Annotated in this window: 11 protein-coding genes; 10 read left to right on the plus strand and 1 reads right to left on the minus strand. The window is 67.0% G+C overall.

Annotated features, from left to right (window positions below):
• Positions 1-2: 2 nt before the first annotated feature.
• The 10 genes from alaS (at position 3) to nusB (ending at position 10,489) form a co-directional block, all read left to right on the plus strand.
• Positions 3-2,681 (plus strand): alanine--tRNA ligase, encoded by a 2,679-nt coding sequence (gene alaS / locus ACFRAU_RS12470; protein WP_377994292.1) that lies wholly within the window; start codon positions 3-5, stop codon positions 2,679-2,681.
• A 6-nt stretch (positions 2,682-2,687) separates the two neighbouring features.
• The gene (gene ruvX / locus ACFRAU_RS12475; RefSeq protein ID WP_377994291.1) at positions 2,688-3,287 is read left to right on the plus strand and encodes a Holliday junction resolvase RuvX; all 600 of its coding nucleotides are present in this window, start codon (positions 2,688-2,690) and stop codon (positions 3,285-3,287) included.
• On the plus strand, positions 3,284-5,002 hold the full coding sequence (gene mltG / locus ACFRAU_RS12480; RefSeq protein WP_378000160.1) for an endolytic transglycosylase MltG: 1,719 nt from the start codon (positions 3,284-3,286) through the stop codon (positions 5,000-5,002). The genes ruvX and mltG overlap by 4 nt, the downstream gene beginning before the upstream one ends.
• Positions 4,999-5,859 carry a shikimate dehydrogenase gene (locus ACFRAU_RS12485; RefSeq protein WP_378000161.1) on the plus strand — a complete coding sequence of 287 codons (861 nt, stop codon included), beginning with the start codon at positions 4,999-5,001 and terminating at the stop codon, positions 5,857-5,859. The genes mltG and ACFRAU_RS12485 overlap by 4 nt, the downstream gene beginning before the upstream one ends.
• Positions 5,860-5,885: 26 nt before the next feature.
• Entirely contained in the window at positions 5,886-7,085 is a 1,200-nt protein-coding gene (aroC, locus tag ACFRAU_RS12490) for a chorismate synthase (RefSeq protein WP_377994288.1), read from the plus strand.
• Positions 7,085-7,726: a shikimate kinase gene (locus ACFRAU_RS12495; RefSeq protein ID WP_378000162.1), complete on the plus strand. Its 642-nt coding sequence runs from the start codon at positions 7,085-7,087 to the stop codon at positions 7,724-7,726. The genes aroC and ACFRAU_RS12495 overlap by 1 nt, the downstream gene beginning before the upstream one ends.
• Positions 7,723-8,811, plus strand: coding sequence for a 3-dehydroquinate synthase (gene aroB / locus ACFRAU_RS12500; protein ID WP_377994286.1), 1,089 nt, complete (start codon positions 7,723-7,725; stop codon positions 8,809-8,811). Before ACFRAU_RS12495 ends, aroB begins: the two co-directional genes overlap by 4 nt.
• Complete coding sequence (locus tag ACFRAU_RS12505; RefSeq protein ID WP_377994285.1) at positions 8,811-9,329, plus strand: tetratricopeptide repeat protein; 519 nt, start codon at positions 8,811-8,813, stop codon at positions 9,327-9,329. The genes aroB and ACFRAU_RS12505 overlap by 1 nt, the downstream gene beginning before the upstream one ends.
• A gap of 186 nt (positions 9,330-9,515) precedes the next feature.
• Entirely contained in the window at positions 9,516-10,079 is a 564-nt protein-coding gene (efp, locus tag ACFRAU_RS12510) for an elongation factor P (RefSeq protein WP_377994284.1), read from the plus strand.
• Complete coding sequence (nusB, locus tag ACFRAU_RS12515; protein WP_003800750.1) at positions 10,079-10,489, plus strand: transcription antitermination factor NusB; 411 nt, start codon at positions 10,079-10,081, stop codon at positions 10,487-10,489. The genes efp and nusB overlap by 1 nt, the downstream gene beginning before the upstream one ends.
• 69 nt (positions 10,490-10,558) lie before the next feature.
• Here nusB and ACFRAU_RS12520 read toward each other — a convergent pair whose 3' ends face one another.
• Positions 10,559-11,803, minus strand: coding sequence for a PrsW family intramembrane metalloprotease (locus ACFRAU_RS12520; protein WP_378000163.1), 1,245 nt, complete (start codon positions 11,801-11,803; stop codon positions 10,559-10,561).
• Positions 11,804-11,826: the final 23 nt, after the last annotated feature.

Raw genomic sequence — 11,826 nt, forward strand, 5'->3', positions numbered from 1 at the left:
TCATGAAGTCGCAGGAGATCACAAAGCGCTGGGTGGATTTTTTCGTCAGCAAAGGCCACACGGCGGTTCCCTCCGCATCGCTGGTCTCAAGCGACCCCTCCCTGCTGTTCACGGTTGCCGGCATGGTTCCGTTCATCCCGTACCTGACCGCGCGCGAGGAACCGCCCTACACCCGGGCCACCAGCGTCCAGAAGTGTATCCGCACCGGTGATATCGAGGAAGTGGGCAAGACCGCCCGGCACGGCACCTTCTTCCAGATGTGCGGCAACTTCTCCTTCGGGGACTACTTCAAGGAAGACGCCATCAAGTTCGCGTGGGAGCTGCTCACCACGGGCGTTGACGACGGCGGGTACGGACTTCCGCCGGAGCTGCTGTGGGTGACGGTCTACGAAGAGGACGACGAAGCCGAGGAACTCTGGCTCAAGAACACCGGAGTGCCCGCTGAACGCATCCAGCGCATGGGCAAGTCGGACAACTACTGGTCCACCGGCCAGCCCGGCCCGGCCGGCCCCTGCTCGGAGATCTACTACGACCGCGGCCCCGCCTATGGCGCCGAGGGCGGGCCCATCGCCGACGAGAACCGCTACGTGGAGATCTGGAACCTCGTGTTCATGCAGTACCAGATCGACAACGTCCGCTCGAAGGTCGAGTTCGACATTATGGGCGAACTGCCCAAGAAGAACATCGACACCGGCCTGGGCATGGAACGCCTTGCCATGATCCTGCAGGGTGTCGAGAACATGTACGAGACCGACCAGGTCCGCCCTGTGATCGACATGGCGTCCAAGCTGTCCGGCAAGGAATACACCTCCGCCGAGACCGAGGACGATCCGCACCACACCGATGACGTCCGCATGCGCGTGGTCGGTGACCACATCCGTTCGGCCCTGATGCTCATCGCCGACGGCGTCACGCCCTCCAATGAAGGCCGCGGCTACGTGCTGCGCCGCCTCATCCGCCGTGCAGTCCGCTCCATGCGCCTGCTCGGCGTGGAACAGGCCTGCCTGCCGGACCTCCTGCCCGCCTCGCGCGACGCCATGAAGGGCGTCTACCCCATCGTGGACACGGACTTCGACCGCATCAGCCGGATCGCCTACGCCGAAGAGAAGGCGTTCCTGCGCACCATCGCCTCCGGCACGGCCCGCCTCGAGGACGCCGTCAACGAATCCAAGGCCGCCGGCCGTCCCCTCTCCGGCGCCGACGCGTTCACCCTGCACGACACCTACGGCTTCCCGATCGACCTGACGCTCGAAATGGCCGAGGAAGCCGGGCTGAAGGTGGACGAGCCCGAGTTCCGCAAGCTCATGCTCGAACAGCGGCAGCGCGCCCAGGCGGACGCCAAGGGCAAGAAGGGCGGGCACGCCGACCTCTCCGCCTTCCAGGAACTGCTGGCTGAAGGCGAGACCATCTTCACCGGCTACACCGACCTCGAGGGCGAGTCCCGTGTCCGCGGGATCCTCAGCGGCGGCAGCAAGGTGTCCCAGGCGGCCACCGGCGACGAGATCGAACTGGTGCTCTCCGAGACCCCGTTCTACGCCGAGGCCGGCGGCCAGGCAGCCGACACCGGCCTGATCACCGGCGACGGCTTCGTCGTCGAGGTCCTGGACGTCCAGCGTCCGATCAAGGGCCTGAGCGTGCACAAGGCCATCGTCCGCGAAGGCGAGATCGCTTCCGACGCGCTGGTCCGCGCTGCGGTGGACCGCGAACGGCGCCACGCTGCCGAGCAGGCGCACACTGGAACGCACATCGTGCACGCCGCGCTGCACCAGATCCTCGGCCCGCAGGCCACCCAGCGCGGTTCGTTCAACAAGGCCGGCTACCTGCGCTTCGACTTTGCCTGGGGTGAAGGACTGAGCGCCGCCACGAAGTCCGAGATCGAGGAAGTCTCCAACCTCGCCATCCGGAACAACTTCCACGTGGACACCAAGGTCATGGGCCTCGCCGAGGCCAAGGCCCTCGGCGCCATGGCGCTGTTCGGCGAAAACTACGGCAGCGAAGTCCGGGTTGTGGAGATCGACGGCGCGTGGTCCCGCGAGCTGTGCGGCGGCACCCACGTGTCCAACACCTCCCTCATCGGCAGCCTGTCCCTGCTCGGCGAGCAGTCCGTCGGGTCGGGAAACCGCCGCGTCGAGGCGTTCGTCGGCATGGATGCCTTCCGGCACCTGGCCGCCGAACGGGCCCTGGTGACCGAACTCACCGAAATGCTCAAGGTGCCTTCGGGGCAGCTGGCTGACCGCATCTCCGCGACCCTCACCAAGCTGAAGGCCACCGAAAAGGAACTCGATCGGCTCCGCAAGGAACAGCTCGCCGCTGCCGCCGCCCAGCTCGCCGGAACCGCCGTGGACGCCGCCGGCGTCCGGGTCATCGCGCACGACGCCGGCCAGGTCAGCGGCGCCGACGACATCCGCGGTCTCGCCCTGGACCTCCGCAACCGGCTGGGATCCGAAGCCTCCACGGTTGCCGTGGCCGGCGTCAGCAACGACCGCCCGGTCATCCTGGTGGCCACCAACGAAGCCGCCCGTGAAGCCGGTGTGAAGGCCGGTGCCCTGGTCCGGCTCGCCGCCGGAATCCTCGGCGGCGGCGGTGGCGGCAAGGATGACGTGGCCCAGGGCGGCGGGACCGACGCCGCCAAGGTCGGCGCCGCACTGACCGCCGTCGTCGATGCTGTCACCAGGCGCTAACCAGCCGTGACTTCTTCCGCTGAGCCGCACATCCACCCCCGGGGCATCAAACTGGGGGTGGACGTGGGGACTGTCCGCGTCGGCGTCGCCATTTGTGACCGGGACGAGATCCTCGCCACACCGCTGAAGACGCTGGACCGTAATGCCAAGAAGAATTCGGACGTCAGGGTCATTGCCGCCCTGGCAGCAGACCGGGGGGCCGTGCAGATTTTCGTGGGCCTGCCACGGACCATGAAGGGCGAGGAACACGCCTCAGCCCGCATGGCCACAGAGTACGCCCAGCTGCTCGCTGACGAACTGGACCGCACAGGTTCGGACGTCCCGGTGCACCTCGTTGACGAACGGCTCAGCACCGTCACGGCCCACCGCAACCTTCACGAAGCTGGCATGAGCAGCAAAAATCACCGTAAAGTGGTGGATCAGGTTGCGGCTGCAGGAATCTTGCAGCACGCCATCGATATGCAAAAAGCCAGGGGAACGGATGTGGGGAGCCGTGTGCGCGCGCTTCCCCGTACGGGGCTGCCCGGACACGCCACCGCAGATACGGCTGAACGGCCTGACCCGGAAAAGGAAACACGATCTTCAGAGGATGGACAGCTACAGTGAGCCCGGTCAATAGTGACGACTCCTCCGGCGACGCCTTCGCGGACGCCGGACGGCCCCTGACACGCAAGGAGATCCGCGCCCGCGAGAAGGCCATCACCGCCGAGTCCGGCGATGCCGTGCCCGAGCAGGCCTACGAGTCCGGTGAGGAGATGCACGCTGGCGTCGGCGCCGCACAGCGGACCGGGTCATCGGCTGCCGCTTCCGGTCCTGACAGCCCCCGGACGGCGGCAACAGCCACACCTCCGGCCGACGTTCCGGCGGCCCAGCCGCTTCCGGCCGACGAGGTTCCCGACGCTCCGCCGGTTCCGCCAACCATCCACGACCCCGCCGAACACGCCGACGCAGCGGTGAACGAGCACGCTGTGCACGGAGACCCTGTGCATGGGGACCCTGCAGATCTCGATACGGCGCCCGAGGTTCACGGCGCCCAGTCAGAGGACGCGCCGCACTTTGCGGAATTTGCGAACGGCCACCCGGAGGACATCCATCACGACGATGTCCACCAGGACATCCACCAGGATGGCCACCACTATGACGTGCACCATGGCGCAGTAAGTCACGAGACCTACGAGGACCATGAGCACTACGAGCAGCAGGCCGTGGGGCACCAGCTCCTGGCCGGCGCCGAAACCGCAGCCACGGTGGCACGGCCCTCCAAGAAGGTCCGGCGCCGGCGCCGCCTCGTGGCGCTCCTGCTGACCCTTGCGCTCTTCGTCACCGCAACCGTCGTCGGCGCCCAGTTCCTGAAGCCGCTGCTGGGGAACGACAAGCCGGCCGACTATCCCGGCCCCGGTACCGGCCAGGTCAAGGTATCAGTTGTTCCGGGCGAAGGTCCGGTGTCCGTCGCGGCCAAGCTCGAGGACGCGAAGGTGGTGGCCAACTCCGAAACCTTCATGGCAGCCCTGACCGCGTCCGGCGGCACCCTCAACCCGGGGGAGTACGAGTTCAAGCAGGAAATGAAGAACTCCGACGCCGTCTCAGTGCTCCTCAACGAGGGCCAGGCGAAGGTCATGTACTTCGCCCTCAGCGCGGGCCTGCGGATCGATGAATCGCTGCAGGCGATCTCGGAGGGCTCCGGGCTGTCCCTGGCCCAGCTGAAGGCACTCAGTGATTCGCCCCAGCAGTTCGGGCTTACGTCCAAGGCGAAGAACCTGGAAGGGTTCCTGTCCCCGGGTGAGTACCGCTTCCCGCTGGGATCCACCGCCAAGGAGATCCTCACCAAACTGGTCAAAGCCACCCAGGACGAACTGAAGGCACAGGGCGTCACGGATGCCGCCAAGCAGTACGACGTCGTGACCGTCGCCAGCATCGTGCAGGCAGAGGGCGGCCAGGCCGAGTACAAGGACGTGGCAGGCGCCATCTACAACCGCCTGAAACCCACCAACACGGAGACCAACGGCCTGATCCAATCCGACGCCACCGTCACCTACGGCCTGGGCAAGAAGACCTTCCACATCGACGAGGCCGAAAAGGCCGACAAGTCCAACCCGTACAACACCTATGCCATCCAGGGGCTGCCCGCCGGGCCCATCGGTTCGCCCGGCAAGACCGCCATCGATGCCGCGGCGAAGCCCAACAAGAACGACTACCTGTACTGGGTGACCATCAACCTCGACACCAAGGAGACGAAGTTCTCCAAGACGCTGGCCGAGCACAACGGCTACGTCGAGCAGTACAACGCCTGGTGTGAGGCCAACCCGGGCCGTTGCGTATGAGCCTGCGGGCGGCCGTCCTGGGGCACCCCATCGGCCATTCGAAGTCACCGGCGCTGCACCTTGCCGCTTATGCGCGGCTCGGAGCGGACATTGGCTACAGCGCCATCGACGTGACCGAGGAGTCACTTCCGGCGTTCATGGACTCCGTCCGTGCCGAGCCCGGCTGGCGGGGACTGTCCGTCACCATGCCGCTGAAGAAGGCCATGGTCAGCGAGGTGGACGAGGTCCGTGGCGTGGCCCGGGTCCTGGGCGTCATCAACACCGTGGTGTTCGAAGGCGCAGGGGAAGCCGCCCGGCGCGTCGGCTACAACACCGACGTTGCGGGGATCGTTAACGCCATCCGCAACGCCGGGGCGGCCGACGGCCCCTCGGGCGTCATTCTCGGCGGCGGCGGAACCGCCGCCGCGGCAGTGGCAGCCCTGCAGGAGCTTGGTGCGGTGTCCGTGGACCTGTACGTCCGGAACACTGCCCGGGCTGAAGAAGCCAGGGCCGCCGCCGGCGGACTCGGCATGGACATCACCGTCCATTCCCTCGATGGTGCGGTCGAAGCGATGGCCGGTGCCGGCGTCGTAATCTCCACACTGCCGCCCCGGGCGGCCGACGGTATGGCCGCAGAGCTGGCGGCCCTGGGACGGCGCACTGACGGCGTCCTGCTGGACGTTGCCTACGACCCCTGGCCCAGCAAAATCGCCGCCGCCTGGCACGCCGGCGGCGGAACAGTGGTCCCCGGCCTTGAAATGCTGCTCTACCAGGCGGTGGAGCAGGTCCGCCATTTCACCGGCCTGGCAGAGGCCGCAAGTGCCGAAGTCATAGATGTGATGTGCGACGCAGTCGGGGCACCCCGGCGGGTGTCCTGACCGCCAGACATGGCAGGATGGTTTTTATGTTGCGTTGGTTGACCGCCGGTGAATCCCATGGCCCGGCACTGGTCGGAATTATTGAAGGCGTCCCCGCAGGTGTTGAACTCACCAGCGGGCAGATCGCCGATGCCCTTGCCCGCCGCCGGCTCGGCTACGGCCGCGGGGCACGGATGAAGTTTGAGCAGGACGTCGTCACGATCCTCGGCGGTGTCCGCCACGGCATCACCCAGGGCGGGCCCGTCGCCATCCAGGTGGGCAACACCGAATGGCCCAAGTGGGAACAGATCATGTCAGCCGATCCGGTGGCCCCCGAGGAACTCGAAGGTCAGGCCCGCAACGCCCCGCTGACCCGGCCGCGCCCCGGACACGCCGACTTCACCGGCATGCAGAAGTACGGCTTCGACGAGGCCCGTCCCGTGCTGGAACGCGCCAGCGCCCGCGAAACCGCCACGCGTGTTGCCATGGGCACCGTTGCCGCCCAGTTCCTGAAGCACCTGGGGATTGAGCTGGTCAGCCACACCGTGTCCATCGCCAGCGTGACCGTTCCCGAGGGCCGTCCGCTGCCGCTGCCGGACAACGTGATCGCGCTCGACGCCGACCCGCTGCGCTGCTTCGACCGCGAAACGTCCGACGCCATGGTTGCCGAGGTGGACGCCGCCCACAAGGAAGGCGAAACCCTCGGCGGCGTGGTGGAGGTGCTCGCCTACGGCCTGCCCCCGGGACTCGGCAGCTACGTCCACTGGGACCGCCGCCTGGACTCCCGCCTGGCCGCCGCCCTCATGGGCATCCAGGCCATCAAGGGCGTTGAGGTGGGCGACGGTTTCCTCACCGCCGCACGCCGCGGGTCAGCCGCCCACGACGAGATCGTCAAGGACGCTGACGGCAGGATCATCCGCACCAGCAACCGCGCCGGCGGCATCGAAGGCGGCATGAGCATCGGCGACGTCCTGCGTGTCCGGGCCGCCATGAAGCCCATCGCCACCGTGCCGCGCGCCCTGAAGACCATCGACATCAGCACCGGTGAAGCGGCCAAGGCCCACCACCAGCGCTCGGACGTCTGTGCGGTGCCGGCTGCCGGCGTGGTGGCCGAGGCCATGGTTGCGCTGGTCCTGGCCGAGGCCGTGACCGAAAAGTTCGGCGGCGACTCCGTGGCCGAGACTGCCCGCAACATCAAGGGCTACCTCGAGAGCATTCCGGCGTCGCTGGATACGATCGGACTCTAGTGCCCCGGAGCAATACACCCTGCGCCGCAGGGGACCGGCCCATTGTGCTCATTGGGCCCATGGCGGTCGGCAAGTCGGCGATCGGGCAGCAGCTTGCGCAACAGCTGGACGCCCCGTTCGTGGACACCGACGCGGTCATCGTGGAGGGCCACGGGTCCATTGCGGATATCTTCGCCGGCCGCGGTGAGCGTGCTTTCCGGGAGATCGAAGCCAGGACAGTTGCGCGCATCATCGAGGCCGCGGCCGGCACCGCCACGGTTGTTTCCCTGGGCGGCGGCTCGGTCCTGGACTCCGGCACGCAGCAGCTGCTCGAGCGGTGCACGGTGGTCTACCTGGAGTGCGACGCCGATACCGTCGCCGCCCGGATTGCCAAGAACTCCGGCCGGCCGCTGCTGGCCGGGGACGGCATCCGGCGCTGGGAGGCGCTGTTTGCCACCCGAAAGCCGGTCTATGAACGCCTTGCGGACATCGTGCTGGATGTCCGGCAGGGAACCGTGCCGCAGCTCGGCCTGAAGCTGGAGGCGGCACTGTGCGATTTCGCCGCCGGCGGGCCGCACAAAACCAATACCCGCGAGATCAACAAAACCGCGACGACGGCAGCCAACGGAAGTGCTGCCGCGAAACAGGAAGTTGAAAAGTGAGCGAATCAACCGTCATCAAGGTCACCGGCCAGTCGGCCGGGGACAACTACGACGTCGTAGTTGGCCGCGGCCTGCTCGGCACCCTGCCGGGACTGCTGGGGGAGCGCGTCCGCCGCGTCCTCGTCATCCATCCACGGGCCCTCCGGCTCACCGGCGACACCGTCCGGGATGAACTGGCCGCCGCCGGCTTCACCGCCGTCACCGCGGAAATCCCCGACGCCGAGGAAGGCAAGCACATCCAGGTTGCCGCGTTCTGCTGGCAGGTCCTGGGACAGAACGATTTCACCCGCTCCGATGCCGTGGTGTCCGTCGGTGGTGGCGCTGTCACCGACCTCGCGGGCTTCGTGGCCGCCACCTGGCTGCGCGGCGTCAAGGTCATCCACATGCCCACCAGCCTCCTCGGCATGGTCGACGCCGCCGTGGGCGGAAAGACCGGGATCAACACGGCCGAGGGCAAGAACCTGGTTGGTTCCTTCCACCCGCCCGCGGCCGTCCTCACGGACCTGGACACGCTGAAGACCCTGCCCCGGAACGAGATCATTTCCGGCATGGCCGAGGTCATCAAGTGCGGCTTCATCGCCGATCCGGCCATCCTGGACCTCGTGGAGAAGGATCCGGACGCCGTTACGGATCCGGGCTCCGACGTGCTGCGCGAGCTGATCGAGCGCGCCATCGCCGTCAAGGCCCGCGTCGTGTCGGAGGACCTCAAGGAATCCGGACTCCGGGAAATCCTGAACTACGGGCACACCCTGGGCCATGCCATCGAACTCGTGGAACGCTACTCCTGGCGGCACGGCGCTGCCGTCTCGGTGGGCATGATGTTCGCGGCCGAACTGGCCCGCAGCGTGGGCCGGCTCAGCGACGCCGACGCCGACCGGCACCGCAGCATCCTCGAATCCCTCGGGCTGCCCGTGACCTACCGGCGCGACCGCTGGCAGGGCCTCCTGGACGGCATGCGCCGCGACAAGAAGTCCCGCGGCGACCTGCTCCGCTTCGTGGTCCTCGACGGAATCGCCAAGCCGGGGATCCTGGACGTGCCCGATACCTCCCTGCTCTTCGCCGCCTACCAGGAGATTGCTTCCTGATGCGCGACGACCAGAGCGGAACGACCGAATGGCCCGACGGCGGATTCCCGGGGATCCGGGTCAACCCGGAATCGCTGCTTCCTGAAATCACCAGCGAAGAGACGTGCGCCGCCGCGCTCCAGGCATCCACCGATCCCGCCGAGCGGGTCCTCGTGCTGCTCGTCGAGGGACGCGCCGCCGACGCGGCCGAACTGCTGGCAGAGGCCCGGTACAAGGACCCCGAATCGTTCCGGCTGCGCGCCTACGAAGCGGATGTCCTGCGCGTCTCCCACCGCTACGACCGTGCCGTCGAGCTCTTCCGGCAGCTCCTCACCGAAGCGCACGGCACGGCAAATGAGGCCCTCGCCCACCAGTACCTTGGCCGGGCGTACTTTGCCGCGGGCAACGTCGGCGCCGCAGTGGAATCCTTCACCCGGGCGCTGGATCTCCGGGTGGCGCAGTCCGCCGACGCCGCGCTCATCTACTCCTCAACGGTCGCGCTGCAGCGGGCGAGAAACGTCTTCGAACTGGCCTCCTGACCGGTTTTCCGACCGCTTCTGGCCGGCCTTCATACCGCGCCGCCAGGGGGCCCGAAAAGTGTGGCCGCCTTTTCCGCTAGAATAGTTTCTGGATTTTTGATAAACACACGCTGGCGCGCCGTTCGGCAGCCCGCTTGGCATAACAGCTGGCAGCAAGAACCAGTCAGACACAACCAGAGGAAACCAGTGGCAACCACAAACGACATCAAGAACGGGACCGTCCTGAAGCTCGAGGGCCAGCTCTGGAACGTCATCGAGTTCCAGCACGTCAAGCCGGGCAAGGGCGGCGCTTTCGTGCGCACCAAGATGCGCAACGTCATGTCCGGCAAGGTAGTGGACAAGACCTTCAACGCCGGCCTCAAGATCGAGACCGCCACCGTGGACCGCCGCGACTACCAGTACCTGTACCAGGACGGCGCCGACTTCGTCTTCATGGACACCTCGGACTTCGACCAGATCACCGTTTCCGGCGCCACTGTGGGCGATGCCACCAATTTCATGCTGGAAAACCAGATGGTCAACATCGCCATTCACGAGGGCAACCCGCTGTACATCGAGCTGCCGCCGAGCGTTGTCCTCGAAATCACCTACACCGAACCGGGCCTGCAGGGCGACCGCTCCTCCGCCGGCACCAAGCCCGCCACCCTCGAAACCGGCTACGAGATCCAGGTGCCCCTGTTCGTCGAGAACAACACCAAGGTCAAGGTCGACACCCGCGACGGCAGCTACCTGGGCCGGGTCAACGACTAGTGAGCGCCCGCGGTAAAGCCCGCAACAGGGCTCTTGAGGTCCTCTTCGAAGCCGAGCAGCGCTCGGTCTCGGCCTTCGACGTGCTGCGTGCGCGCCGCGAGAGGACCGACCAGATCGTCAATCCGTACACCCTCGAGATCGTCGAAGGCGTGGTGTCGATGCAGGCCACTATCGACGAGTTCCTGGAAACCTACTCGCAGGGCTGGACCCTGGAGCGCATGCCGTCCGTTGACCGCATCATCCTGCGGATCGGCACCTGGGAACTGCTGTACAACGACGACGTTCCCGACGGTGTAGCCGTCAGCGAGGCCGTGGCATTGGCCAAGACGCTCTCCACCGACGAGTCGCCGTCGTTCATCAACGGCCTCCTGGGGCGCCTTCAGCAGCTGAAGCCGTCCCTGCTCGCCTGAGCTGGGTCATCCCAAGCACAACAAAGCCCCTGCCGGTTCAAACCCGGCAGGGGCTTTGTGTTTGCTGCCTCACTGCTGAACGGCGGCCCGCAGCGCTGTCAGGTGGCGCAGCTGCTGCACCTCGTCCTGCTGGTGCAACGGCACATCCCTGCCACTGAGGATCCGCTGCCGTGTGAAGGCCAGCCGCGTCGCTGCCTTGACGAATTGCTTCATCTCCTCGCCCCTGTTGCAGGACGCTGCCCACCGCACAGCCTGCCGGCGGCCTCCGGGACTGGAAAGCAGATCCACCTCGGCTGGAGCGAACCACCCCGCAGCGGCGTACTCCCGGAGCCGCTGCCGGGTGAGGCGCGTTTCCGCGACCCGCAGCACCACGATGCATGCCACGGCGAGCAGGAAGATCGGGATCTGCACGAGGACGTACTGGGCCAGGAAGTCCTGGCCCATGCTGTTCCATCTGTTGTGCAGGATCATGGCCGGAACCAGGCCCACGACGAAGGCAAGGACCGAGATGCCTGAGTGCCAGCGCCGCGCTGCCAGGCCCATGACCAAGCCGGTGGTCCCGGTGAAAATGGCATGCGCGAACGGCGACATCACCCCTCGGAGGAAGAAGATCTCGACAAGGTCGCTGCCGGGTGTGCCGGACTCGGCGATCGCCCGGCCGAAGTACAGGATGTTCTCCGTGAACGCGAAGCCGCCGGCAATGGTGAAGGCAAACACCACGCCGTCGACGGGGCCGTCAAAGTTGCGGCGGGCGAACAGGAGGAGCAACAGCAGGCCCAGGGACTTCGCGAACTCCTCCACCACCGGCGCCTGCACGGTGGTCATGAAGTCGCGGAAAGACGCCTCATCGGTGGCCGGGGCGGCGAGGGCGAAGAGCGGCTGGATGAGCAGCGTCACGGCGATGGACACGGCCGCGCCCCAGGTGAAGGCAAACAGCAGCAGGCGTTTGGGCTCGGGTTCCCACCGGTCAATGACGGCGACGGCGAACAGCACCGCCGCCAGCGGGATCAGGGACGCAACAAAACCGATGACAAAGCCGGTGACGCCGGTGCTGGCCAGGAGGAACGGCACCACAAGGAACAGGCTGACAAAGGCGAGTATCCCGCCGCCCACAACCAGTCCCAGGGTCCCAGCACCCGGACGGGCGGCCACAGTGGACGCGGCCTCCGGGATCACCCGGTCCACGGCGCCGCCGCCGTGCCCGGGCGCCGGCCGGTAGTTCTGCGGCTGGACGTGCCCCATCCAGCTGGGATTCGCGGGCTGTCCGTGGGACTCCGGCCCGGGGAAGTGCCGCTGCTGCGGGTTCATCGACATAGACACGAGCCTATGTGCCCGGC

It is taken from the genome of Arthrobacter sp. NPDC056691 (assembly GCF_042791415.1).
Taxonomy (GTDB): domain Bacteria; phylum Actinomycetota; class Actinomycetes; order Actinomycetales; family Micrococcaceae; genus Arthrobacter.

What these genes read in the sequence shown, in the direction of transcription:
- alaS (WP_377994292.1), top strand. Translation starts at nt 3, where the DNA reads ATGAAGTCGCAGGAGATCACAAAGCGCTGGGTGGATTTTTTCGTCAGC.
- ACFRAU_RS12485 (WP_378000161.1), top strand. Translation starts at nt 4,999, where the DNA reads ATGAGCCTGCGGGCGGCCGTCCTGGGGCACCCCATCGGCCATTCGAAG.
- ACFRAU_RS12505 (WP_377994285.1), top strand. Translation starts at nt 8,811, where the DNA reads ATGCGCGACGACCAGAGCGGAACGACCGAATGGCCCGACGGCGGATTC.
- ACFRAU_RS12520 (WP_378000163.1), bottom strand. Translation starts at nt 11,803, where the DNA reads ATGTCGATGAACCCGCAGCAGCGGCACTTCCCCGGGCCGGAGTCCCAC.
- aroC (WP_377994288.1), top strand. Translation starts at nt 5,886, where the DNA reads ATGTTGCGTTGGTTGACCGCCGGTGAATCCCATGGCCCGGCACTGGTC.